The following is a 24445-nucleotide window of genomic DNA, read 5'->3' as shown; positions in this document are numbered from 1 at the left end:
CAAAAGACTTGCGGCGGAACGCCGCTCCGCCGGATCACCGCCGGTCAGAGGAAATCGCTCTCCACCTCGCTCACATCGATCCCCAGCGCCTCCAGCCCCGCCTCCAGGTTCTCGGCCAGATGGGGCATCCCCATCAGATACTGGTCCGTGGGGATCGTGGCCTCGGTATAGGCCGTCTCCACCGCCGTCTGGTAATCCTCCGGCTCGAATGCCCCGCGCCCGACCCAGGCAATCGCCGTCAGATGCGCCTTCTCGTCGTCGTTCAGGCCGTCGATGAAGGCATGCAACTCCTCATCCGCCGCATTGCCCTCGCGGAACTGGTAAATGACATGCACCACCTTCTCCGGGCTGATCTCCAGCATGGCGCGACTCCTCTGCTTGCTTCCCCGATGGTCGCGCCAAGCGCCGCCCGGCGCAAGCCCGCATCACGGCCCCCCCCTCGCAGCCCCCCGATCACAGCCCCAGCGCAAAGCCCGCCGCATGGGCCACCGCCCCCGCCAGCGTCGCCAGCACGACAGACCGCCGCCACAACCACACCGCCACCACCGCCACCGTCCCCGGCACCGGGGCCAGCAGCGCGCCCCCGGCCACGAAGGGCAGGGCGGATGCCACGAACAGCGTCGCAATCGCCGCCGGCCCGACCGAGGCGAGGAACCGCCCCAGCATCCCCCCCTCTGCCCCCGACCCAAGGCCGAACCGGATCGGCAGATAGCGGAACCCCCAATTCGCCGCCCCCACGACCAGCGCCAGCGCCAGCACCTCCCACCTCATGCCCGCGCCCTCCGCATCACCCCGGCCAACGCGCCCGCCAGCATCCCGCCCAGGATCCCCGCCGTCGACGACACCGCCAGCGTGCCCGCCACGCAGGCCAGCCCCGCCACCACGATCACCGGCACCTGCGGCCGCGTCAGGATGGAAAGCAGCAGCGCCAGAAACAGCGCGGGCAGCAGGAAGGCCAGCCCCGCCTCCAGCACGGGCCACCCCGCCAGCGCCCCACCCCCCGCCAGGGCCCCCGCCACCGTGCCGGAAACCCAGGCCGCATAGGGCAAAAGGCCAAGGCCAAACATCCCCGCCTCCGAAAACCGCCGCCCCCGCGCGATCTCGCCCAGCGCCGCACCGAAGACCTCGTCGGTCAGCCCCCAGGCCCACAGCCAGGCATGCCGCTTCCCCGCCCCCGCCCCCGCCGCCTTCATCAGCGCAGGCCCGTAAAGCACATGCCGCAGGTTCATCGCGATCAGCGTGAAGGCCGCCACCGGCAGCGCCGCGCCCGAAGTCAGCAGCGCCAGCGCCAGAAACTGCGACGCCCCCGCATAGATGATCACCGACAGCGCCGCCGCCTCCCATCCCGAAAGCCCCGCCCCCGTCGCCGCCACGCCAAAGGCAAAGGCGATGGGAAAATAGCCCAGCCCGATGGGCAGCGCCGTCACCAGCCCCGCCGCGAATGTCTCCTGCCGCGTCTCCATCCCGCCCCCTCGATCCTGCCCCCGCGCAGGGCTACTCGGCCCCTCCGCCCCCGTCAACGCCAGCAGGCCCGCCGCCGTAGGGCGGGGTTCACCCCGCCTCCCCTCGCGCGCGCTGGATCTTCCCGCCTTACAGAAACGCACAGAAACCGAAAAAAGGCGCAGCCGAAGCTGCGCCAATTTGTATGCACGCGCGTCTGCACCGCGCCGCTGCACCAGATGTGGCATAGCCCAAAGGCTATTCCGCCGCCTGGGCGTAGCTTTCCACCGGCGGGCAGATGCAGATCAGGTTGCGGTCGCCATGGACATTGTCCACCCGGCCCACGGGCGGCCAGTACTTGTCCACCCGGAACGCGCCGGGGGGGAAACACCCCTGCTCGCGCGGATATTTCCGCGTCCAGTCCGCCACCAGATCCTCCACCGTATGCGGCGCATGGCGCAGGGGGCTGTCCTCGGCGGAAATCTCCCCCTTTTCAACGGCTTCGATCTCGGCCCGGATCGCCATCAGCGCGGTGATGAAACGGTCGATCTCGGCCTTCGTCTCCGACTCGGTCGGCTCCACCATCAGCGTCCCCGCCACCGGCCAGCTCATCGTCGGCGCGTGGAAGCCGTTGTCGATCAACCGCTTGGCGATGTCATCCACCGTCACGCCGACCTCCGCAAAAGGCCGCGTGTCCAGGATGCATTCATGCGCCACCCGCCCCTTGTTCCCCATGAACAGGATCGGATAGGCCCCCTTCAACCGCGCCGCGATATAGTTGGCATTCAGGATCGCCACCCGCGTCGCCTGCGTCAGCCCCGCCCCGCCCATCATCAGGCAATAAGCCCATGAAATCAGCAGGATGGACGCAGACCCGTAAGGCGCTGCCGACACCGGCCCCGCATAGTTTGCGTTTTGCGGGCCTACGCCCGCGTGTCCCCCCGTCTCCGGATGCCCCGGCAGATAGGGCGCCAGATGCGCCTTCACGCCAATCGGCCCCATGCCCGGGCCCCCGCCGCCATGCGGAATGGCAAAGGTCTTGTGCAGGTTCAGGTGGCTCACATCCGACCCGATCTCGCCCGGTTTCACCAACCCGACCAGCGCGTTCATGTTCGCCCCGTCAAGGTAAACCTGCCCACCGAAATCATGCGTGATCTTGCAGATTTCCCGCACCGTCTCCTCGAACACGCCATGCGTGGACGGATAGGTGATCATGCAGGCCGCCAGATTTTCCCCAGCCTCTTCAGCCCTTTGCCGGAAATCCTCCAGATCCACGTCCCCGTTCGGGGCCGACTTGACCACCACAACCTGCATCCCCGCCATCTGCGCGGATGCCGGGTTCGTCCCATGCGCCGACACGGGGATAAGGCAGATGTTCCGGTGCCCCTCCCCCCGCGCACGGTGATAGGCCTGAATGGTAAGCAAACCCGCATATTCTCCCTGCGCACCGCTATTGGGCTGCATGGAGAAGGCATCATACCCCGTCACCTCGCACAGCTTGGCCGTAAGGTCCTCGATCGCCTCGCGATACCCCGCCGCCTGATCCGCAGGCGCGAAGGGATGCAGCGACCCGAACTCCGGCCATGTGATCGGCATCATCTCCGCCGCCGCGTTCAGCTTCATCGTGCAGGATCCCAGCGGGATCATCGCCCGATCCAGCGCCAGATCGCGGTCCGACAGGCGGCGCATGTAGCGCATCATCTCGGATTCCGCGCGGTTCATGTGAAAGACCGGATGGGTCAGATAGTCCGACTGACGCACCATATCCTCGGGGAAGCCAAGCGTCGCCCGATGCGGCGGCACCCCTTCGATGCCGAAGGCGCGCAGCACGCGGATCAGCACCTTCTCATCCGTCGTCTCGTCCAGCGAAATCCCCACGCGGTCGCTGCCGATCTTGCGGAAGTTCAGCCCCTCATGCCGCGCGGCGGCAAGGATACCGGCTTGGCCCACCCCCACCTCCACCGTGATCGTATCGAAAAACGCCTTGGGCGACACCTTCGCCCCCGCCGCCTTCAAGGCCCGCGCCAGACGGTTGGTCAGGAAATGCACCCGCTCGGCAATGGCGCGCAGGCCCTTCGGCCCGTGGAACACCGCATAGAAGGACGCCATCACCGCCAGCAAAGCCTGCGCCGTGCAGACGTTCGACGTCGCCTTCTCGCGCCGGATATGCTGCTCGCGCGTCTGCAGCGACAGCCGATACGCCTTGTTCCCCCGCGCATCGATGGACACGCCGACGATCCGTCCCGGCATCGACCGCTTGTAATCGTCCTTGCAGGACATGAAGGCCGCATGCGGCCCGCCATAGCCCATCGGCACGCCAAAGCGCTGGCTGGACCCGATGGCAATATCCGCCCCCATCGCCCCTGGTTCTTTCAAAATCGTTAACGCCAGCAGATCGGTGGCGACCACAGCCACAGCCTTCGCCGCATGCAGCGCCGCGATTTCCTTCGTGAAATCAGTGACATGGCCATAGGTTCCGGGATACTGTAAGATCGCCCCGAACAGCTTCTCCGGCTCCATCTTCGCCGGATCGCCCACGATCACCTCGATCCCCAGCGGCACGGCCCGCGTCCTGATCACCTCCACCGTCTGCGGATGACAGCCGTGATCGACAAAGAACCCCTTGGCCTTCGACTTCGCCACCCGCTCGGCCATCGCCATGGCCTCCGCCGCCGCCGTCGCCTCGTCCAGAAGCGAGGCATTGGCCACCGGCAGCCCCGTCAGATCGGCAATCATCGTCTGGTAATTCAAGAGCGCCTCAAGCCGCCCTTGCGCGATCTCGGGTTGATAGGGCGTATAGGCCGTATACCAGGCCGGGTTCTCCAGGATGTTCCGCTGGATCGCGGGCGGCGTCACGGTGCCATAATAGCCCTGCCCGATCAGGCTGGTCATCACCCGGTTGCGCGCCCCCACGGCCCGCATCCGCGCCAGCAACTCATGCTCCGACAAGGGCGCCCAGCCCAGCGGGATACTCTGCCGGATCGAGGCCGGAACCGTCTGGTCGATCAACTCGTCCAGCGTCTTGACGCCCACCACCTTCAGCATCTCCTCCATCTCGGCAGGCGACGGGCCGATATGGCGGCGGTTGGCAAAGTCATAGGGGTTATAGTCGACAGGCGTATAGGACATGGCGCAGACCTCACCGGATGCGGGATTGGGCATGACGGCCGCCGCACGCGCCCGCCAACTTCCTTCGATAGACTGTGCAAGGGTCATCGAAACCCTTGCAGATCAGGGACTTGCCGGGATCACCCGATCAGGTCGTTGTATTCGTCCTCATCCATGAACTGATCGAGAACCGACAGGTCATCCAGCTTCATCTTGAAGAACCACGCCGCCCCCGTCGGGTCCTCGTTCACGAGGCCGGGGTTATCCACCAGCTTGGCATTAACCGCGACGATCTCGCCATCCACCGGGGCAAGGATGTCCGACGCCGCCTTGACGCTCTCGATCACCACCACCTCGTCGCCCGCGGCCACCATCGTCTCGGTCTCCGGCAGTTCGACGAAGACCACGTCGCCCAGTTGCGTCGCGGCATGTTCCGTGATGCCGACGACGACCAGATCGCCCTCGACGCGCAGCCATTCATGTTCTTCGGTATACTTCATCGCGCATCCTCAACGCTTGTAGGTGGTGGGATTGAAAGGCATCTCCGCCACGGCGACGGGCAGGCGCTTGCCGCGCACCTCCCCCTCGATCGCCGTTCCGGTTTTCGCATAAGAGGCAGGGACATAGCCCATGGCAACAGGGGCCTCGACCGAAGGCCCGAACCCGCCAGATGTCACCTTGCCCAAGGGCGTGCCATCCGTGGCGAAAAGCTCCACCCCCTCGCGCATCGGGGCGCGCCCTTCGGGGCGCAGCCCGACGCGGCACCGCTCCGGCCCCTCGGCCAGTTCGCGCAGGATGCGCTCGGCCCCGGGGAAGCCGCCCGCGCGCGCGCCGCCCGCACGGCGGGCCTTCTGGATCGCCCATGTCAGCCCCGCCTCGACCGGGCTGGTCGTCGTGTCGATGTCATGCCCGTAAAGGCACAGACCCGCCTCCAGCCGCAGGCTGTCGCGCGCGCCAAGGCCGATGGGCATCACCCCGTCACAGGCCAGCAGCGCCCGCACGAAACCCTCCGCCACAGCCTCCGGCACCGAAATCTCATAGCCATCCTCGCCGGTATAGCCCGACCGCGACACCCAGACCTCCGCACCCTGCCAGCCGAACACGCCCACATCCATGAACCGCATCGCAGCGACCTCCGGCACCAGCGACCCCAGGGCCGCCTCCGCCGCCGGCCCCTGCAAGGCCACCAGCGCGCGGTCCGCGATGAACTCCACCTCCGCCACATCGCCCAGATGCGCCCGCATATGCGCCACATCCGCCTCCTTGCAGGCGGCATTGACCACGACGAACAGATGATCCCCGCGATTGGCAAACATCAGGTCATCGAGGATGCCGCCCGTCTCGCTGGTGAACAGCCCATAGCGCTGCCGCCCCTGCGCCAGCCCCAGCACATCCACCGGCATCAGCGCCTCGAACCCCAGACACAGCGCCTCCATCCCCTGCTTCGGGCGCAGGATCACCTGACCCATGTGCGAGACGTCGAACAGCCCGGCGGCCGCGCGCGTCTGCAGATGCTCCTTCATCACGCCCGCCGGATACTGCACCGGCATCTCATATCCGGCAAAGGGGACCATCCTCCCCCCCAATTCCACATGCAGGTCATGCAGACCCAATCGCTTCAGGTCGGACACAACGTCCCTCCCCCTTCCAAAGCGCCGGTCTTTTGAACGCGGCACCGCCCGGACAGGCCAATCCCTGTCCCACGATGCCCCCTCTGTCCTTGCCCGGCTTCGGGCGCCTGAGATCGTTATCCCTTCGGCGGGTGCGTCACGCACCACTCTCCAGAGTTCTTCGCCAGCAACGGTCCTGCTGCCTGAGAGTTTACCGGGGCGGTTGCTCCTTCGGCACCGGCTCCCACAGGGCTGCCCCCGCGCGCCGGATTCTCCCGATGCTGACGCCCCTGCCTAACCCGCCCGCCCCCGATCAGGCAAGCGGAATTTCGGATACGACGGTATACAGCCGCCTTCCGACATCGGGCAGGTCGCAGAACCGCTCAGACCCGCGCGCCCGCCGCCACCCGGTCCACCACGCGCAGGGCCAGCCAGACCGCAAGGATGCCGAAGATCACACCCCCCACCGCCTGCCCCACCAGCACGCCCTCCGCCCCCCACCACTGCCCCAAGGCCCAGGCGAAAGGCACCGTCCCGATGGTATGCCGCCCCCAGTTCACCATGGTCGACTGCATCGCCGCGCCCAGATTGTTGCAGGCCGCATTCGCCACGAAGATCAACCCGTTGAAGAAGAACAAAAGGCTCAGCGGGCCGCAGAACAGATAGATCAGGTCGCGCGTCTGCCCCTCGGCATGGAAGGCATCGGCGATGGCCCCCCGCGCAAGGAACAGCAGCGCCGACATGGCCACGATCACAAGCCCTGCAAAGAGGATGGAATCCCAGAACACCCGCCGCACCCGATCCATCTTCCGCGCGCCAAGGTTCTGCCCGATGATCGGCCCCACCGCCCCCGACAGCGCGAAGATGATGCCAAAGGCCACGGGCGTCAGCCGCCCCGCAATCGCCATCCCCGCCACCGCCGCCTCGCCATAACCCGCCACCATCCGCGTCACCACCGCCTGCCCGACCGGCGTCGCCAATTGCGTCAGGATCGCCGGCCCCGAAATCGCGAAGATCGGCGTCGCGGCCAGCCAGACCGTCCGCGCGGACGGCGCCCCGAACCCGCCGTAATGCCGCCAGATGGGCCAGAGCGCCATCCCGGCAATCGCCGCCCGCGACCCCCACCCCGCCAGCGCCGCCCCCGTCAGGCCCATATCCGCCCAAAGGATCAGCACCGGGTCCAGCGCCGCCAGCACCACCGCGCCCCAGACCGTCACCATCATGCCCCGCCGCGCATCCCCATGCGCCCGCAACACCCCGGCCCCGATCATGCCGATCATCAGCAGGGGCTGCGACGGGATCAGCACGCGCAGGTAATGCAGCGCCTCCTCCGCCGTCCCGCCCGTTGCCCCCAGCAACCCCACGACCCACGGCAGCGCAACCCAGACCAGCGCCGCGAATGCCGCCCCGAAGCCCGCGCCCAAGAGCAGCCCCTCCGTCGCCCGCTGCCGTGCCAGCGCCATGTCCCGCGCCCCCACCGCCCGCGACACCAGCGCCGAAACACCGACCGACAGACCGATCCCGAAGGCCGTGGTGAAGAACAGCACCGCCCCGGCATAGCCGATGGCCGCCGTCTTCTCGGGGTCCTGCAACCAGGAAATGTAAAGCATGTTGATCAGGTCCACGACGAAGATCGCCATCAACCCGACCGAGGATGTCAGCGACATCACCGCGATATGCCGGAACAGGCTCCCGGTGACGAACTTCCCCTGCGCCGGGGCAACCGCTGCCGCCTCACCCTCATTCGTCACTGCCACGCCAAGACCCCTCCGAAAGGCCCAAGCCCTTCATCTGTTTTCAAATATCCCACGGGGGTCCGGGGGTGTGAAACCCCCGGTCCGACGCATCAACCGCCGCGACAGCAGGACCGAAGCACCCGATTTTTCGCAGAAAAATCGTCCTCAGCCCGCCTTCACCACCTTCAAGAGCGGCATCACATCGGCCATCTCCGGCCCGTTCCCCCGCCCCGTCAGCGCCTTGCGCAGGGGCATGTAAAGCTGCTTGCCCTTCCGCCCCGTGGCCGCCTTCACGGCCTCGGTCCACGCGCCCCAGGTCGCCTGCGTCCAGGGCCGCGCGGGCAGCATCGCCATGGCCTGCGCGATGAACTCCTCATCCCCCGGCTCGACCAGAGGATCCGCCCCGTCGCGGAACAGCACCCACCATTCCCCAAGATCGTCCAGCACGGTGATGTTGCCCTTGGCCACGTTCCAGAACGCCTCCGCCTCGCCCGCCGGAACCCCCAGCGCCGCGATCCGCTCTGCCACGTCCGCATAGGGCAGCCCCTGCACATGCGCCCGCGTCAGCGGGAACAGGTCCTCGGCATCGAATTTCGTCGGCGCCGCCCCGAAGGACCCCACATCGAAGCCGTCGATCAGGTCCTGCATGGATGAGGCCAGTTCCACCGGCTTCGAAGACCCCAGCCGCGCCATCAGCGACATCAGCGCCAAGGGCGCCACCCCCCGCGCCCGCAGGTCGCGCAGGGACAGAACGCCCAGCCGCTTGGACAATTCCTCGCCCTGCGGCCCGGTCAGCAGGCTGTGATGGGCAAACTCAGGCGGCGTGCCGCCCAGCGCCTTCATGATCTGGATCTGCGTCGCGGTGTTCGTCACATGGTCCGCCCCCCGCACGATATGCGTGACGCCCATATCCACGTCATCCACGGACGAGGCAAAGGTATACAGAACCTGCCCATCCGCCTTGATCAGCACCGGGTCCGACACGCTGGCCGCGTCGATGGAAATGTCGCCGATGATCCCGTCCCGCCACTCGATCCGCTCCTGATCCAGACGGAACCGCCAATAGCCCTGCCGCCCCTCGGCGCGATAGGCGGCCTTCTGTTCCTCGGTCAGGTGCAGCGACGCGCGGTCATAGACCGGCGGACGCCCCATGTTCAGCAGTTTCTTCCGCTTCAGGTCCAGCTCGGTCGGCGTCTCGAAGCATTCATAGAACCGCCCCGCCGCCTTCAGCTGCTCGGCAGCCTCCGCATAGCGCGCCAGCCGCTTCGATTGCTGCTCCACCCGGTCATACTGGATGCCCAGCCAGGCCAGATCCTCCTTCAGCCCGTCGATATATTCCTGCTTCGACCGTTCCTGATCCGTATCGTCCAGCCGCAGGATGAAGGTGCCCCCCGCCTTGCGGGTGATCAGATAGTTCATCAGCGCGGTGCGCAGGTTGCCCACATGGATGTAACCGGTGGGCGAGGGCGCGAAACGGGTGGTGACTTTGGACAGGGTGGTCATGGGGAACGGGCTCCGTTGAACCCTGTCCCTCTTTCACAGGCGCGCCCTTTTGTCCATATCAGGGCCATGCCACAGGCAGGAAGGGCGCCGCATGACAACCCCCGACAATCCCGATCCGCAGGCCCCGGGCTGGGAGGCCTTCACCGCCCCCGATCTCGCGCTTTTCGAACAACTCGCGCATGAGGCGGTCATCTCCCTGCCCCAACCCTGGCGCGACATGGCCACCCATGTCGCGCTCCGCATCCTCGACTTCCCCCCCGACGATGTGCTGGAGGCGATGGATCTCCACGATCCCTATGAACTGACCGGCCTCTATGAAGGCACGCCGCTGACCGAAAAATCGGTGATGGATCAGCCCGCCCATCCCGATATCGTCTGGCTCTTCCGCCGCCCGATCCTTGAAGAATGGGTCGATCGCGGCGATGTAGGCCTGGGCGACCTGATCACCCATGTGGTGATCCACGAATTCGCCCATCACTTCGGCTGGTCGGATGAAGATATCGCGGCCATTGATCCCTGGTGGGAGTAGGGCGGGGTTCACCCCGCCGTCCCCCCCGCACATGACCCGCCCGCACATGCCCCACCAGCACAACCTTTGTGCGCCCGCGCGCATCCGCTGACAAAGGCGTGAATGGCCCGATGGCCGCGATGGCCTATCCTTCCGGCTTCCATGCACGCAAGGAGGATGCCATGACGACCCCGATCCTGTCGCGCCGCAAGGCGCTGTTTGCCGGTGCCGCGCTGCCCCTCGCCGCGCCCGCCCTTCTGTCCGGCACCGCCCCCGCCCTGGCGGCCGCCCCCCAGCAGGGTGCCGCCCATGCCCCCTTCCACCGCGCCAAGCTCGGCGGATTCGAGGTGACGACCCTGCTTGCCGGCACCCGCGCGGGCGACAAGCCGCAGGAAACCTTCGGCATGAACGTCTCGCCCGAAGACTTCGCCGCCGCCTCGGCCGCGAATTTCATCCCTGCGGACCGGACCTTCAACTTCTTCACCCCCGTCGTGGTGAATACCGGCGCGGAACTGGTGCTGTTCGACACCGGCCTTTCCGCCGAAGGCACCACCGCCGCGCTCGCCGCCGCCGGGCTGTCGCCCGACCAGATCGACATCGTGGTGCTGACCCATATGCATGGCGACCATATCGGCGGCCTCTCGGGCGAGGATGGCACCGCCACCTACGCCAATGCCCGCTACGTGACCGGGGCCACCGAACACAACAACTGGTCGGCGGCGGCAAATGAAACCTTCGACGCCAAGGTGAAGCCCCTGAACGACAAGTTCACCTTCCTCGACGATGGCGGCGCTGTCGTCTCGGGCATCACCGCCATGGCCGCCCCCGGCCATACGCCGGGCCATTTCGCCTATATGCTGGAGAGTGACGGCGCGCGCATGGCGATCCTTGCCGATACGACCAACCACTATGTCTGGTCGCTCGCCTATCCCGACTGGGAGGTCCGCTTCGATCAGGACAAGGCCCAGGCCGCCGCGACCCGCCGCCAGATGCTGGGCATGCTGGCCGCCGACCGCATCCCCTTTGCGGGCTACCACATGCCCTTCCCCGGCATGGGCTTTGTCGAGGCGAATGGCGACGGCTTCCGCTACGTGCCCGCCAGCTATCAACTGATGCTTTAGGCAAGACGATTTCTGACACAGAAATCGTCCCGAAATCTGCACACAGATTTCGTCGCGGAATTTGTGTCAAATTCCGCAGCCCGGCAGGAAACGGGGGGCGACGCTTGCCCCCCGCGCCTCGTTAGCGCTATCATGCCGCCGATCCCCAGAGGAAGGGCGGCCCCATGCCTGACAGCGCATCCCCGCAGCAGACCCCGATCCTGACGCTGACGCTGAACCCGGCGCTCGACATGGCGTCTTCCGTGCCAGTCATGGTGCCGGATGAAAAGCTCCGCTGTTCCGAACCCCAGCTCGATCCCGGCGGCGGCGGGCTGAATGTCAGCCGCGCGGTCCATGCGCTGGGGGGCGAATCCCTCGCCCTTGTCGCGCTTGGCGGGCTGACGGGCGACCGTCTCGCCGTGCTGATCCGGCGCGAAGGCGTGATGTTCCTCGGGATCACCGGCCCCGGCGAAACGCGCCAGAGCCTGACGGTGAACGAGGCCAGCACCGGCCGCCAATACCGCTTCATGCTGCCCGGCCCGGTCTGGCATCAGGAAGACCAGGCCCGCGTCTTCACGCTCTTGCGCGCGGCCGGAAAGCCCGGCGGCTTTGCCGTCATCTCGGGCAGCCAGCCCCCGGGCGTGCCCATGGATTTCCCCGCCCGCCTGGCCGCCGCCATGGCGGGGATGCGCGTCGTCCTCGATACCTCCGGCGCGGCTTTGACTCAGGCCGTCGACCATCCGATCCCCGATCTGGAAGTCCTGCGGATGGATGGCGAAGAGGCAGAGGCGCTCGCCGCCCGCCCCCTTGCCACCCGCGCCGCCACTGCCGATTTCGCCCAGTCCCTCGTCCTGCGCGGCGTCGCGAAGAAGGTCATCATCGCGCGCGGGGCCGATGGCTCCGTCCTTGCCGATGCCCGCCAGCGGCTCTTTGCCCGCGCGCCCAGGGTGCAGGTGAATTCCAAGGTCGGCGCAGGCGACAGCTTTGTCGGCGGCTATGTCCTGGCCCTCGCCCGTGGCCAGACCGAAGCCGAGGCGCTGGCCCAGGGCACCGCCGCAGCCGCCGCCGCCGTGATGTCGGCGGCCACCGAACTCTGCCGCGCCGAGGATGTCGCCCGGCTCCTGCCGGAGGCGGCGGTCAGCCCCGTCTGACCGCGCCGCCCCCCTCGCCCCGCCCCGCGCGCGGGACAGGTTTCGCTTGATCCGGCGGCCCGCTGTCGCGCAGGCTTTGCATCAGCCTGACAGACTGCGCCCCTGTTCCCCCGGATGGAGTGCCGCCGATGCGCCTTGCCCCTGCCCTGCCCCGCCTTGCCTGCCTGCTTCTGCCCCTGCTCCTCGCCGCCGCCCCCGCCCCCGCCCAGGCCCAGGCCCAGGCCCAGGCCGAAGATGCGGTCCGGATCAAGGTGCTGTCCTTCAACATCTGGTATGGCGGCGATCAGGTCAGCTTCGCGCGCGTCATCGACGCGATCCGCCTGGCCGATGCCGATATCGTGGGCCTGCAGGAACCCGATGGCCGCAGCGCCGAGATCGCGGCCCTCGCGGGCTATCCTTACGTCGATACGCGGCGCCATATCCTGTCGCGCTTCCCGCTCTTCGATTCCGGCGCGGGCGAGACCACCGCCACCGCCGCCCCGCCCTATTCCACCGCGGGCCTCGATCCCGATGCCCTGCATGTCTGGGCCGAGGTCGCCCCCGGCCGCGTCGTGGCGCTGGCCAACACGCATCTCACCTCCGATCCCTACGGCCCCGAACTGCTGCGCGATGGCGCGAGCCCCGCCGAAGTGCTGGCCAACGAGACCGATACCCGCCTGCCCGAGGCCGAGGCCCTGATCACGGGCCTCGCCCCCGTCATCGCCTCTGGCGCCCCGGTCCTGCTGACGGGCGATTTCAACAGCCCCTCGCATCGCGACTGGACGGGCGACCGCGCCCTCGCCTGGCCCGTCTCCACCGCGCTGGAGGCGGCAGGCTTCACCGATACCTTCCGCGCCGCCAACCCCGATCCCGCCACCCGGCCCGGCCTGACCTGGACCCCGGGCCGCCCCGCCCCCGTGATCCCCGAAGGCGAAACGCTCGACCGGATCGATTTCGTCTGGCTCGCCAATGGGCGCACGCTGTCCTCGCTGGTCATGGGCGAGGCGGGCAATCCGCAGAACGGCCTCTCCGTCACGCCCTGGCCCTCGGACCACCGCGCCGTGCTGTCCGAGGTGGAGGTGACCCCCCTCCCCGCCCCGCCCCGCATCGCCGTGGAACCCCGCCCGGTGCAGGCCGGGGGCAGCTTCCTCTTGCGCGCGCTGCTGCCCGGGGGCGGCACCTATTCCGCCTATGTCCTGCCGCCCGGCGCGGGCCCCGATCAGGCCCTGACCGGCATCGCCGATGTCGATATCGCCGACCGGCCCACCCTCCGGCTCTCCACCCTCGGGCTGGAACCCGGCCCGCATGACGCCGTGCTGCTGGATGCCGAAGGCACGGAAATCGCCCGCACCACCTTTCACATCACCCCGCAGGACGGGCTGGCCCGGATGGAGGTGACGGCCCCCGTCATCCAAGGCAGCCCCGTCTCCCTGCGCTTTGCAAACGCGCCGGGGTTCAAGCTCGATTGGGTGGGCATCTACCGGAAGGGCGATCCCTCGGTCTACAACTACCTCGGCTTCGCCTATACCGGCGCGCGCATCGCGGGCGAGCTGACCTTTCCGGCGGAAGAACTCTACGAGGAACTCACCCCCGGCGATTATGAGGCGCGGCTGATGTTCGATGACCATTACCGCGTGATGGCCGTTGCCCCCTTCACCGTCGCCGCGCCCTGATCAGGCCGAGGATGGGTATTTGGGCCAAGATGAAGACCCGCCGCTTCATCTTGGGAAAAATACCCTGGGGGTGAGCCGCCGCAGGCGGCGAGGGGGCAAGGCCCCCTGCCCAAGGCCCGCCCAGGGCGGTTCCGTCCCGTTCAGGCGGCCCCGCTGCCATCCCGCCAGCGGTTCACCATCGGATAGCGCCGATCCAGCCAGAAGGCCTTCTGCGTCAGCCGCACGCCCGGCGCGGATTGGAAGCGCTTCCATTCCGACGTGTAAAGCAGCCCCTCCACCCGCTTCACCGTGGCAAGGTCATGCCCCTGCGCCACGATCTCGGCCACCGACAGGTCCTTTTCAACCAGCCCTTCCAGGATGGCATCCAGGATGTGATAGGGCGGCAGGCTGTCCTCGTCCTTCTGGTTGTCGCGCAACTCGGCACTGGGCGGCTTGTCGATGATGCGCTGCGGGATCACCGCGCCACGCGGAGCCTTCATCCAGGGGCGGTGGTTCTCGTTCCGCCAGCGGCAGGTGTCAAAGACCCGCGTCTTCCACAGGTCCTTGATCGGGTTATAGCCCCCGTTCATGTCGCCATAGATCGTGCAATAGCCGACCGCCACCTCGGACTTGTTCCCCGTGGTCAGAAGCATCGCGCCGAACTTGTTCGACAGCGCCATGAGCAGAAGCCCCCGCAGCCGCGACTGGATGTTCTCTTCCGTGATCCCCGGCGTGGTGCTCGCGAAAAGCGGCGCCAGCGCCTCGCCCACCGCCGCCTGCGGCCCGCTGATCGGGATCGTGTCCAGCCTTGCCCCCAGCCGCCCGGCGCAATCCGCCGCATCCTCCAGCGAATGGGCCGAGGTGAATTCCGACGGCAGCATCACGCAATGCACGTTCTCCGGCCCCAGCGCATCGGCGGCAATCGTCGCCACCAGCGCCGAATCGATCCCGCCCGACAGGCCCAGCACAACCTTCGAAAAGCCCGACTTTCCCAGATAGTCCTGCAGGCCGATGGTCATGGCGCGATAATCGGCCTCGGCCACCGGGGGGACGGGGGCGATCAGGCCCTTCCCGGCCTGCCAGCCCTCGGCCCCGCGGGAGAAATCCACATGGATCACGCAATCATCGAATTGCGGCATCTGCACCGCCAGATGCCCGCCCGGGTTCAGCACCATCGAACAGCCGTCAAACACCTGATCATCCTGCCCGCCCGTCATGTTCAGATAGACCAGCGGCAGCCCCGTCTCGACCACCCGCGCCACCATCAGGTTCAGCCGCAGATCGGGCTTGCCGCGATGATAGGGCGATCCGTTGGGCACCAGCAGGATCTCGGCCCCCGTCTCGGCCAGGGTCTCGGCCACGTCCGGATGCCAGCTGTCCTCGCAGATCGGCGTGCCGATGCGGACGCCGTTCACCACATAGGGGCCATGCATATCGGCCGGGCTGAACAGGCGCTTCTCGTCAAACACCCCGTCATTGGGCAGATGATGCTTCAGAACCGTCGCCGTGACCTTTCCGCCCTGCAGGATGTAATAGGCGTTGCAAAGCCGCCCCTCGCGCAGCGCAGGCCCGCCGATGCCCAAAGCCGGACCATCCGCGCAATCGCGCGCCAGCGCCTCGATCGCCGCCACGGCCTCGGCCACGAAGGCGGGTTTCAGGATCAGGTCCTGGGTCTGATAGCCGGTGATGAACATCTCGGTCAGCGCCGCCATGTCGGCCCGCGCCGCCCGGGCCTCGTCCCAGACCGCGCGCGCCTTCGCGGCATTGGCCGCAATCGCCCCCACCGTGGGGTTCAGCTGCGCCAGCGTAAGACGGAAGTGATCGGCCATGCGCGGAAATTCCCTGCCTGTTCGCCTTCGTTCTAACAGAACCGGGGGGAAGGGAAAGGTGGGCGGCTTGCCCAATCGGGGGGGCGCGGCTAGGCTGCGCGCGACAGGTGGCAGGGCAGGCGTCAGGGATGCGGAACGGTTCGTCGATTTTGGCTCTCACTCTGGCGGCGGCGCTGGCCCTGCCCGGCATGGCCATGGCCCAGGACGAGGGCGAGGTCATCACCAAGCAGTATGACGACGGCTCGGTCTATGAGGGCACCTTCCGCAACGGGCTCCAGCATGGCACCGGCACCTATCGCCTGCCCAACGGCTTTGAATACAGCGGCGACTGGCAGGATGGCCAGATCACCGGCACCGGCCGCGCCAGCTATCCCAATGGCTCGGTCTATGAGGGGGCCTTCGTGGAAGGCAAGCCCGAGGGGAAGGGCAAGATCACCTATCCCGATGGCGGCAGCTATGAGGGTGACTGGCTCGCCGGCGCGATCACCGGCAGCGGCACCGCCCGCTATGCCGACGGCTCCAGCTATACCGGCAGCTTCAAGGACGGCAAGCATGACGGGCGCGGCGTCCTGGAAGGCCCGGGCGGCTATCGCTTCGAGGGAAGCTGGGTCGCGGGCGTGAAAGAGGGCGAGGGAAAGATCACCTATCCCGATGGCGCGGTCTATGAAGGCATGCTGAAGGGCGGCGCGCGCGCCGGGCGCGGCACCCTCACCCTGCCCGACGGGATGACCTATGTCGGCGACTGGGCCGATGGCCAGATCAACGGCACCGGACGCCTGACCCAGGCCAATGGCGATGTCTATGAAGGCGGCTTCGCCAATGGCGTGAAAGAGGGGCGCGGCACGCTCACCTATGCCGGGGGCGATGTCTATGAAGGCGGCTTCAAGGCCGACCGGCGCGAAGGCCAGGGCGTCTTCCGCAGCAGCGACGGCTATGTGCTTGACGGTACCTGGCGCGCGGGCAGCCTTGCCGGGACCGGGCGGCTCACCTATCCCGACGGGTCGGTCTATGAAGGCCAGCTCGCCGCCGACCGCCCCGAAGGCCAGGGCAAGATCACCTATCCCGACGGATCGACCTATGAGGGCGCCTGGAAGGCGGGCGTGATCGCGGGCAACGGGCGCGCCAGCTATGCCGATGGATCGGTCTATGAAGGCGCCTTCGCCGATGCCCGCCCCGAAGGCCAGGGCCGGATGACGATGCCCGACGGCTATGTCTATGACGGCCAGTGGAAGGCCGGACTGCGCGAGGGCAAGGGCAAGGCCACCTTCGCCGACGGCTCCGTCTACGAGGGCGACTTCCGCGCCGGGCTGCGCCATGGCAAGGGCAAGCTCACCATGCCCGATGGCTTCGTCTATGAAGGCGACTGGCTCGATGGCGAGATCCACGGCCAGGGCCGGGCCAGCTATCCGGGCGGCGATGTCTATGAGGGCGCCTTCGAAAAGGGCAAGCGTCAGGGCCAGGGCAGGCTCACCTATGCCGGCGGCCAGGTCGCCGAAGGCAACTGGCTGAACGGCATCCTGGTGGCCCCGCCCGAGGCCCCTGCCGATACTGCTACGGAACCGGCCCCTGAGACGCCACCTGAGGCGCCCCCCGAAGCACCGGCCGAGGCCCCCGCCGGGGACTGACCCCTCCCGCCTTGCCAAGGCCGCCGCCCTTCGCGCAGGGGGGCACCAAGCCCCCCGATTTTTCGCAGAAAAATCGCCCCGCCCGGCCCCCGCCCCCGGACGCCCCCCCCTTCCCCAAGGCAGGGGGGGCGCACCGCGCCCCCCCACGATTTTTCGCAGAAAAATCGCCCCCCCCCCGCGCACACCGATCAAAGCGTCTCGCCCGCGTCCAGCCGGGCGAGGAACCCTTCCGCCTCGCGCAGGACCCGGGCCCTGTGCCCTTCCTCCATCCGGTCCCATGTCCGGTACATCTGCGCCATGCGCGGATTGGCCGCGAACCTGTCACGATGCCGGATCAGGAAATGCCAGTAGAGCAGATTGAAGGGACAGGCCCGCGCACCCGTCTTTTCCTTCACACGGTAATGGCAGGTGCCGCAGTAATCCGACATCCGGTCGATATAGGCCCCGGAACTGACATAGGGCTTGGACCCCACCACGCCCCCATCGGCGAACTGGCTCATGCCGATGGTGTTCGGCGCCTCGACCCATTCGAAGGCATCGACATAGACCGACAGATACCATTCATGCACCTCGGCCGGATCCACCCCCGCCAGCAGCGCGAAATTCCCCGTCACCATCAGCCGCTGGATGTGATGGGCATAGGCCATGTCCCGCGTCTGCCCCACCGCATGGCCCATGCAGGCCATCCGCGTCGCGCCCCCCCAATAGACCGCAGGCAGCGCGCGCTTGTGGCCAAGCGCGTTGCGCCCCGTGTAACCGGGCCCTTCCAGCGCCCAGATGCCGCGCACGAATTCGCGCCAGCCGATGATCTGCCGGATAAACCCCTCTGCCGCATTGATCGGCACGCGGCCCGCCTGCCATTCCGCCTCGACCCGACGGCAGACCTCCATCGGGGACAGCAAACCAAGGTTCAGATAGGGCGAGATCAGCGCATGGCTCAGCGTGGGGTCGCCTGCCAGCATCGCATCCTGCTCATCCCCGAATGTGGGGAGCGATGCCCGCGCGAAACAGTCAAGCGCCGCCAGCGCCTCCCCCCGCGTCACGGCCCAGCCGAAGGGCCGGGCCGCCCCGAAATGCGTGCCGAACCGCGCCTCGACCAGCGCCAGCACCTCCTCCGTCACCGCATCCGGCGCAAAGCGCGGCGGGCGCGGGCGGAAGAGATCGGCTTTCGCGGGCTTGCGATTGTCATGGTCGAAATTCCACTGCCCGCCCGCGGGCTTCTCCCCCTCCATCATCAGCCCGGTCCTGCGCCGCATCTCGCGATAGAAGAACTCCATCCTGAGCTGCTTGCGCCCCTCGGCCCAGGCCGCGAATTCGGCCTCCGAACAGAGGAAGCGATCATCGGGCAGCATCCTCACCGGGATGGGGCATTCGGCCAGCGCTGCCCGCAGCCGCCAATCCCCCGGCGCCGTCGCGATCACCTCGCGCGCACCAACCTCCGCCGCGCGGCGGATCAGTTCCCCCGCGATGCTTTGGGTATTCTCCGCCTCGTCCAGACGGGAATAGGCCACCTGCCAGCCTGCCGCCCGCAGGTCTTCGGCGAAATGCCGCATGGCCGACAGGATCAGCGCGATCTTCTGGGGATGATGCGGGACATAGGTGCCTTCCGCCATCACCTCGGCCATCACCACCACATCGCCCGGCCGCGCCGCCCGCAGCGCCGCCACATCCGCCGTCAGCTGGTCCCCCAGCACAAGGATCAGGCGCGGCCCGCTCATGCGCCCCTCCCCCAGGCGGCGCGCCCGGCCGAGAGGGTGCGATCGGGTATTTGAGCCAAGATGAAGCCCATGCGGCAGGACGGGATCACCACGGGATCACCTCGCCCTTCCAGTCGTAGAAGCCGCCTGTCTGCTCTGGCCCCAGTTGCTCCAGCACATGCAGCAGGTTCTCTGCGGCAACCTCCGGCGCGACAGTCGGATGCCCGCCCGCATAGGCCGCGGTCAGGCGCGTGGCCACCGTGCCTGGATGCAGCGCCACCAGCGCCGCCTGTCGATGACTGCGCGCCAGTTCCACCGCGCAGGTCCGGATGATCTGGTTCAGCGCTGCCTTCGCCGCGCGATAGCCATGCCAGCCGCCCAGCCGGTTGTCCCCGATCGACCCCACCCGCGCCGACAGCACCGCCACCCGCGCCGCCCGGTCGCGCGGGATCATGCGCCAGACATGTTTCAGAACCAGCGCAGGCCCGATCGCATTCAGCGCGAATTGCGCGGCCAGCGCCGCCCCGTCCAGCGCGCGCAGGCTCTTTTCCGGGCCGATGCCGCCGATCTCCAGCCCGCCGGTGGCAACGAGGATCAGCTCGAACTCCCCCTCCACCGCGCCCAGCACCCGGGCGACAGCGGCCTCATCCGTCACGTCCAGGCCATCGGCGCGGCGCGACAGGCCCACCACCTGCCAGCCCCGCCGCTCCAGCGCCTGCGCCAGCGCCGCCCCGATCCCGCCCGAAACCCCGATGATCAAGGCCCGCATGCCGCCCCGCCCCCTGCCCGCCTGTCCGGCCCCAGCACCTAAGCCGCGAAAAACCCGCTTCAACCCGGTTTTTCGCCTTGCGCCGCCGCAAATCCTGCGTATCGTCGCGCCCCATGACAGGGAACCGGCATATCGCTTCGATTTCGGGTGCATTCCGCGCCCCCGCCGCCCTTGGCCTGCTTCTCCTTAGCCGCCTCTGAGCGTGCCCCCGGGCGCGACCGCTCGGAGGTGATCAGCGCCCGCAGGAAAAGCAGCAGACGGCACAAGGAACAGACCCAATGACCGACACCAGCACGCAACCCCGCGTAATGATCTTCGACACCACGCTGCGCGATGGGGAACAATCCCCCGGCGCCACCATGACCCATGACGAAAAGCTGGAAATCGCGGGCCTGCTCGATGACATGGGCGTCGATATCATCGAGGCAGGCTTTCCCATCGCCAGCGAGGGCGATTTCAACGCGGTGAGCGAGATCGCGAAACGGTCGCGCAATTCCACCATCTGCGGGCTGGCGCGCGCCAATTTCAAGGATATCGACCGCTGCTGGGAAGCGGTGCGCCACGCGAAATCCCCCCGCATCCACACCTTCATCGGCACCTCGCCGCTGCATCGCGCCATCCCCAATCTGGACATGGACCAGATGGCCGAACGCATCCACGAAACCGTGACCCATGCCCGCAACCTCTGCGACAACGTGCAATGGTCGCCGATGGATGCGACGCGGACGGAACCCGATTACCTCTGCCGCGTGGTAGAGATCGCGATCAAGGCAGGCGCCACGACGATCAACATCCCCGACACCGTGGGCTACACCTACCCGTTCGAGAGCGCGAAGATCATCCGCATGCTGCTCGACCGCGTGCCGGGCGCCGACACCATCACCTTCGCCACCCATTGCCACAACGACCTTGGCATGGCGACGGCGAACGCGCTGGCCGCGGTAGAGGCCGGGGCGCGCCAGATCGAATGCACGATCAACGGGCTGGGCGAACGCGCTGGCAATACCGCGCTGGAAGAGGTCGTCATGGCGATGAAGGTCCGCAATGACATCCTGCCCTATCGCACCGGCATCGACACGACCAAGATCATGCACCTCTCGCGCCGCGTCTCCACCGTCTCGGGCTTTCCGGTGCAGTTCAACAAGGCCATCGTGGGCAAGAACGCCTTCCTGCATGAATCCGGCATCCATCAGGACGGCGTGCTGAAGAATGTCGAGACGTTCGAGATCATGCGCCCCGAGGATATCGGGCTCACGCAGAAGAACATCGCGATGGGCAAGCATTCGGGCCGCGCCGCGCTGCGGGCCAAGCTCAAGGAACTGGGCTATGATCTGGCCGACAACCAGCTGAACGATGTCTTCGTGCGGTTCAAGGCTTTGGCCGACCGCAAGAAAGAGGTCTATGACGACGACATCCTCGCCCTCGTGGCCGATGAGGCGACGATGGATGCGCATGATACGCTGGTGCTGAAGAAGCTGCGCGTGGTCTGCGGCACGGATGGCCCGCAAGAGGCCGACATGGTGCTGTCCATCGACGGGGTGGAACATCACATCGACGCCACGGGCGACGGCCCGGTGGATGCGGCCTTCAACTGCGTGAAGATGCTGTTTCCGCACAAGGCGCGGCTGCAGGTCTATCAGGTGGCCGCCGTGACCGAAGGCACCGACGCGCAGGCGACGGTCAGCGTCCGGCTGGAAGAGGATGGCCGCATCGTCACCGGGCAATCGGCCGATACCGATACGATCGTGGCTTCGGTGAAGGCCTATGTGAACGCCCTGAACCGCCTGATCGTCCGCCGCACGAAATCCGCCCCGGGCGAGGATGTGAAGACGGTAACCTATCACGGCGAATAGGGCCTGACGCCCCCGCCGCCCGGCCATGCCGGGGCAGCGGGGGCGAAACTGCATGTCCATCAACCTGAAATTGATTGACAGGACTCCATCTCTCGCTTCTCATCCTCACGTGTTCGTGATCCTGGGGGGGGGGTGAAGCCGTGGCAGAAATCAAGTTTTCGATAGATCCCGCGCTCAGGACGGCAACAGCCGTCACGGATCGCCATTTCGGCGTGCAGTTCGAAGCGGGAAGCTACACGGCTGCGTCACTCACCAATGCCTTCTCCAAGATCGCACCGGATTATGTCCGCTTTCCAGGCGGCTTCCATACCGAGCGTTCCTTTGACGTCACACAACCGAATTCCACCACGAATGGCCTGAAGGAAACCCTGTCAGGCTTCCTGGCAGCGGCCAGTGCAGCCCAGCAGAAAACGATCATGGGATACCAACCCAATGCTTCTTTGACGGAAGCGGGATCGTCGCCACGGCCAAGAAAGACGTAAAGGACTTCGTGAAATCCTTGCTTTCAGGTGCTTACGGAGAGGCGGATATCCACGCATTTGAAATTGGGAACGAATGGTTTCACCCGGATTGGGCCCAGTCCTATACGATGGAAAATGGCCAAAAGGTGAAAGACACAACCCCGTCTGACTGGACAGCGGCAGAGTTCGGCGCGCTTCAGGCAAAGATCGTGCGCTATGTGCATGAGGCGATCAACGAAGCGCGCGCAGCGGATAGCTCGATCGCCGATCCTCGGATCTGGATTCAGGCCAGAGGCGGCGGCGAAGCGGATTGGGACATGAACAATCAGAGAGACGCCGCCGAAATCCTTCAGGCGCTGAAGCGTGAAGGAGCGCATGGCTTTGTCGACGGAATTCTAGATCACTTCTACTTTCCGGCAGGTCGTCAAGACACGCCGCTCGGAGTTTTTGAGACCGCAACCAATTGGGTCGCCTCCCGCCGCACAGACTCACTTCGCAGCGATCTCGCCTCGCTCGGAATCCTGCCCGATGTCGACATCATCACGACGGAATGGAATGTCAGGGCGGAACGGTCAGAGAATGGCGCGGCGGGGATAATCACCGGGCTGGAAAGGCTGTCGCTCTTCGTCTGGGGCTTCTCAAATCTGCTAAGCGCCGGTGTCACCGATGCTTCGGTGTTCACGCTCCACGGCACCAAACCAGGTTTCCTGAACGCGGCTGGCGAGGATATCCTCACCCCAACCGGCCAGCTGTTCCGGATGATGCGCGAAAACCTTGTCGGGACAAGATATGTCGATGTCACCAATGCGGGAGAGACGGAAACGTCTCGAGCACAGGCAGTCGTTCAGGATGCCGCCGATCGCCAGGCCGGTCTGACATTCTCGTTAATCTCCGACGATACCGACCGGATCGTCGTCTATTACGCGAATGTCCTGAACGACAACGCCCGCTTCACGGTAGATTTCCGTGACCTGATGGGTCAGGGCTACCATATCCACGCCACCTCCCTTGGCGCGGCGCCGGGTCAGGATGCCCTTGGCGAGTTCACCCGGGGCCAGCTGCGCGCCTGGACGCAAACCGCCCTTGATCAGGATCGCAACGGCATCTTCGACTTCACCCTCGGTCAACTCGAACTGATCCAGATCGTCTTCACCCGCAACCAGGGCGTGAACCTTTACGGCGATGACCAGAACATCACGCGCGACACGATCATGGGGTCGGATCTTGCCGACACGATCGCCGGAAATGCGGGCAATGACAGCCTCTATGGCGCGGCGGGCGATGATCTGCTGTCGGGCGGCGCGGGGAATGACAGGCTCTATGGCGGCAATGGCAACGATACGCTGACGGGGGGCGATGGCGCGGATCAGTTCGATGGCGGCAGCGGCACACGCGATCGCGTCTCCCATGCCGATGCCACGGCCGGGCTGCGCGCCGATCTCCTCGATGCGGCCACGAATACAGGCGCCCCTCAGGGCGACCGCTATTTCGGCATCGAGGATCTGGAAGGCTCTCGCCATGCCGATATCCTGCTCGGCTCCTCGGATGGGAACCATCTCTTCGGCGGCCAGGGCAACGATCTGCTTCAGGGCCGCAACGGCAACGACATGCTCTTTGGCGGTGCGGGCAACGACACGCTCGCGGGCGATGAGTTGGCCGATACGCTGAACGGCGGGTCCGGCGCCGACCGCCTCACCGGCGGCACGGGGGCCGATGTCTTCCTCTTCGACGCCGCCCTCGTCGCGGGCGGAGCCGATACGATCACCGATTTCACCACGGGCCTTGACCGGGTCGGCCTTTCCGGCGGCCCCAGCGGGATCGTCTCGCGGGTCGGGTCCGTGCTGGCGGCAAACGGACTCTGCTTCGGCCCGGTTGCGCGGGATTCCAACGATTTCCTTGTCTACAATCGTGCTACCGGCCAACTCTTCTATGATTCCGATGGATCGGGGAACCGCAGCGCGGTTCTGATCGCCTCCCTCGGCGCGGGAACCGAGCTTGCCTTCGGCGACCTCTTCCTGATCTGAGCGCCGCCGCCCCGCCCCGCGCCGCCCCCCCGGATCCCCGCCGGCGAGCGGCGCATGTCTGCCTCAAGAAGGGCAGCCCCCGCCCACGGCCAGCCCGGCCACCCTCTCCAGGGGCACAAGGCACCGGCATGGCAGAGACCATCTCCCGGACACTCAGGGTGCCGCAAGAACAGCGGGGCGTTTCAACTGCTTGGCAGAGGAGGTGGTGCCCAGAGCCGGAATCGAACCAGCGACACGCGGATTTTCAAGCGGGGCAGAAGACCTGACCCATCTTGGGAAAAGCGCGCAGGACATTGGCATCAAGCCATTGGAAATGCCGGGTAAAATTTACCTCAGGGCAACTCGCCACAGTCGCCAGTCGGCTCCGAATCAAGGGCCCGGTCGCAGCGATTTCAAGTCC

General features: G+C 66.8%; 19 protein-coding genes and 1 riboswitch. Of the genes, 8 read left to right on the top strand and 11 right to left on the bottom strand.

Annotated elements, in window-relative coordinates:
- Positions 1–44: 44 nt before the first annotated feature.
- The 8 genes from G5V65_RS12905 to gltX all read right to left on the bottom strand — a co-directional run bounded on the left by G5V65_RS12905 (position 45) and on the right by gltX (position 9397).
- A complete protein-coding gene (locus tag G5V65_RS12905) occupies positions 45–362 on the bottom strand; it encodes a DUF3775 domain-containing protein (RefSeq protein ID WP_165050750.1) in 318 nt (105 codons plus the stop codon).
- Between the two features lie 91 nt (positions 363–453).
- Positions 454–771, bottom strand: a complete 318-nt coding sequence (locus G5V65_RS12900) for an AzlD domain-containing protein (RefSeq protein WP_165050748.1) — start codon at positions 769–771, stop codon at positions 454–456.
- Positions 768–1463, bottom strand: coding sequence for an AzlC family ABC transporter permease (locus G5V65_RS12895; RefSeq protein WP_165050746.1), 696 nt, complete (start codon positions 1461–1463; stop codon positions 768–770). The genes G5V65_RS12900 and G5V65_RS12895 overlap by 4 nt, the downstream gene beginning before the upstream one ends.
- Before the next feature lie 235 nt (positions 1464–1698).
- On the bottom strand, positions 1699–4569 hold the full coding sequence (gene gcvP / locus G5V65_RS12890; RefSeq protein WP_165050971.1) for an aminomethyl-transferring glycine dehydrogenase: 2871 nt from the start codon (positions 4567–4569) through the stop codon (positions 1699–1701).
- A gap of 119 nt (positions 4570–4688) precedes the next feature.
- Positions 4689–5048 carry a glycine cleavage system protein GcvH gene (gcvH, locus tag G5V65_RS12885; protein ID WP_165050744.1) on the bottom strand — a complete coding sequence of 120 codons (360 nt, stop codon included), beginning with the start codon at positions 5046–5048 and terminating at the stop codon, positions 4689–4691.
- Positions 5049–5057: 9 nt separating this feature from the next.
- Positions 5058–6179, bottom strand: coding sequence for a glycine cleavage system aminomethyltransferase GcvT (gcvT, locus tag G5V65_RS12880; protein WP_165050742.1), 1122 nt, complete (start codon positions 6177–6179; stop codon positions 5058–5060).
- Positions 6180–6339: 160 nt separating this feature from the next.
- A riboswitch (glycine riboswitch) is annotated at positions 6340–6446 on the bottom strand.
- A gap of 95 nt (positions 6447–6541) precedes the next feature.
- Complete coding sequence (locus tag G5V65_RS12875) at positions 6542–7915, bottom strand: MATE family efflux transporter (protein ID WP_343162847.1); 1374 nt, start codon at positions 7913–7915, stop codon at positions 6542–6544.
- A gap of 144 nt (positions 7916–8059) precedes the next feature.
- Positions 8060–9397 (bottom strand): glutamate--tRNA ligase, encoded by a 1338-nt coding sequence (gene gltX / locus G5V65_RS12870; protein WP_165050740.1) that lies wholly within the window; start codon positions 9395–9397, stop codon positions 8060–8062.
- Between the two features lie 91 nt (positions 9398–9488).
- On the opposite strand from gltX, the gene G5V65_RS12865 reads away from it, so the two are divergent.
- The 4 genes from G5V65_RS12865 to G5V65_RS12850 all read left to right on the top strand — a co-directional run bounded on the left by G5V65_RS12865 (position 9489) and on the right by G5V65_RS12850 (position 13808).
- Complete coding sequence (locus G5V65_RS12865; protein ID WP_165050738.1) at positions 9489–9926, top strand: metallopeptidase family protein; 438 nt, start codon at positions 9489–9491, stop codon at positions 9924–9926.
- A 161-nt stretch (positions 9927–10087) separates the two neighbouring features.
- The gene (locus G5V65_RS12860) at positions 10088–11026 is read left to right on the top strand and encodes an MBL fold metallo-hydrolase (RefSeq protein ID WP_165050736.1); all 939 of its coding nucleotides are present in this window, start codon (positions 10088–10090) and stop codon (positions 11024–11026) included.
- A 164-nt stretch (positions 11027–11190) separates the two neighbouring features.
- The gene (locus tag G5V65_RS12855) at positions 11191–12156 is read left to right on the top strand and encodes a 1-phosphofructokinase family hexose kinase (protein ID WP_165050734.1); all 966 of its coding nucleotides are present in this window, start codon (positions 11191–11193) and stop codon (positions 12154–12156) included.
- A gap of 128 nt (positions 12157–12284) precedes the next feature.
- A complete protein-coding gene (locus tag G5V65_RS12850; protein WP_165050732.1) occupies positions 12285–13808 on the top strand; it encodes an endonuclease/exonuclease/phosphatase family protein in 1524 nt (507 codons plus the stop codon).
- A gap of 140 nt (positions 13809–13948) precedes the next feature.
- On the opposite strand, the gene G5V65_RS12845 is transcribed toward G5V65_RS12850, so the two are convergent.
- On the bottom strand, positions 13949–15616 hold the full coding sequence (locus tag G5V65_RS12845; protein WP_165050729.1) for an NAD+ synthase: 1668 nt from the start codon (positions 15614–15616) through the stop codon (positions 13949–13951).
- A gap of 128 nt (positions 15617–15744) precedes the next feature.
- Between G5V65_RS12845 and G5V65_RS12840 the strand changes: the two genes are divergently transcribed.
- The gene (locus G5V65_RS12840) at positions 15745–17241 is read left to right on the top strand and encodes a 2-isopropylmalate synthase (RefSeq protein ID WP_165050727.1); all 1497 of its coding nucleotides are present in this window, start codon (positions 15745–15747) and stop codon (positions 17239–17241) included.
- A 188-nt stretch (positions 17242–17429) separates the two neighbouring features.
- On the opposite strand, the gene G5V65_RS12835 is transcribed toward G5V65_RS12840, so the two are convergent.
- Both G5V65_RS12835 and G5V65_RS12830 read right to left on the bottom strand, forming a co-directional pair.
- Complete coding sequence (locus tag G5V65_RS12835) at positions 17430–18959, bottom strand: cryptochrome/photolyase family protein (protein WP_165050725.1); 1530 nt, start codon at positions 18957–18959, stop codon at positions 17430–17432.
- 85 nt (positions 18960–19044) lie between these two features.
- Complete coding sequence (locus tag G5V65_RS12830; RefSeq protein WP_165050723.1) at positions 19045–19707, bottom strand: SDR family NAD(P)-dependent oxidoreductase; 663 nt, start codon at positions 19705–19707, stop codon at positions 19045–19047.
- A gap of 278 nt (positions 19708–19985) precedes the next feature.
- Between G5V65_RS12830 and G5V65_RS12825 the strand changes: the two genes are divergently transcribed.
- The 3 genes from G5V65_RS12825 to G5V65_RS22840 all read left to right on the top strand — a co-directional run bounded on the left by G5V65_RS12825 (position 19986) and on the right by G5V65_RS22840 (position 24045).
- Positions 19986–21560, top strand: coding sequence for a 2-isopropylmalate synthase (locus G5V65_RS12825; protein WP_165050720.1), 1575 nt, complete (start codon positions 19986–19988; stop codon positions 21558–21560).
- A gap of 140 nt (positions 21561–21700) precedes the next feature.
- Complete coding sequence (locus G5V65_RS12820) at positions 21701–22042, top strand: hypothetical protein (RefSeq protein ID WP_165050718.1); 342 nt, start codon at positions 21701–21703, stop codon at positions 22040–22042.
- Positions 22043–22167: 125 nt separating this feature from the next.
- Positions 22168–24045 carry a calcium-binding protein gene (locus tag G5V65_RS22840; protein WP_165050716.1) on the top strand — a complete coding sequence of 626 codons (1878 nt, stop codon included), beginning with the start codon at positions 22168–22170 and terminating at the stop codon, positions 24043–24045.
- Positions 24046–24445 lie beyond the last annotated feature (400 nt).

Source organism: Paragemmobacter kunshanensis, from assembly GCF_011059185.1.
Classification (GTDB): Bacteria; Pseudomonadota; Alphaproteobacteria; order Rhodobacterales; family Rhodobacteraceae; genus Paragemmobacter; species Paragemmobacter kunshanensis.
Note: the sequence above shows the minus strand (reverse complement) of the source record. Positions and strands in the feature narration are given on the sequence as shown.

Coding starts and splice junctions, on each gene's coding strand:
- G5V65_RS12905 (WP_165050750.1), bottom strand. CDS start 362: ATGCTGGAGATCAGCCCGGAGAAGGTGGTGCATGTCATTTACCAGTTC.
- G5V65_RS12900 (WP_165050748.1), bottom strand. CDS start 771: ATGAGGTGGGAGGTGCTGGCGCTGGCGCTGGTCGTGGGGGCGGCGAAT.
- G5V65_RS12895 (WP_165050746.1), bottom strand. CDS start 1,463: ATGGAGACGCGGCAGGAGACATTCGCGGCGGGGCTGGTGACGGCGCTG.
- gcvP (WP_165050971.1), bottom strand. CDS start 4,569: ATGTCCTATACGCCTGTCGACTATAACCCCTATGACTTTGCCAACCGC.
- gcvH (WP_165050744.1), bottom strand. CDS start 5,048: ATGAAGTATACCGAAGAACATGAATGGCTGCGCGTCGAGGGCGATCTG.
- gltX (WP_165050740.1), bottom strand. CDS start 9,397: ATGACCACCCTGTCCAAAGTCACCACCCGTTTCGCGCCCTCGCCCACC.
- G5V65_RS12865 (WP_165050738.1), top strand. CDS start 9,489: ATGACAACCCCCGACAATCCCGATCCGCAGGCCCCGGGCTGGGAGGCC.
- G5V65_RS12860 (WP_165050736.1), top strand. CDS start 10,088: ATGACGACCCCGATCCTGTCGCGCCGCAAGGCGCTGTTTGCCGGTGCC.
- G5V65_RS12855 (WP_165050734.1), top strand. CDS start 11,191: ATGCCTGACAGCGCATCCCCGCAGCAGACCCCGATCCTGACGCTGACG.
- G5V65_RS12850 (WP_165050732.1), top strand. CDS start 12,285: ATGCGCCTTGCCCCTGCCCTGCCCCGCCTTGCCTGCCTGCTTCTGCCC.
- G5V65_RS12845 (WP_165050729.1), bottom strand. CDS start 15,616: ATGGCCGATCACTTCCGTCTTACGCTGGCGCAGCTGAACCCCACGGTG.
- G5V65_RS12840 (WP_165050727.1), top strand. CDS start 15,745: ATGCGGAACGGTTCGTCGATTTTGGCTCTCACTCTGGCGGCGGCGCTG.
- G5V65_RS12835 (WP_165050725.1), bottom strand. CDS start 18,959: ATGAGCGGGCCGCGCCTGATCCTTGTGCTGGGGGACCAGCTGACGGCG.
- G5V65_RS12830 (WP_165050723.1), bottom strand. CDS start 19,707: ATGCGGGCCTTGATCATCGGGGTTTCGGGCGGGATCGGGGCGGCGCTG.
- G5V65_RS12825 (WP_165050720.1), top strand. CDS start 19,986: ATGACCGACACCAGCACGCAACCCCGCGTAATGATCTTCGACACCACG.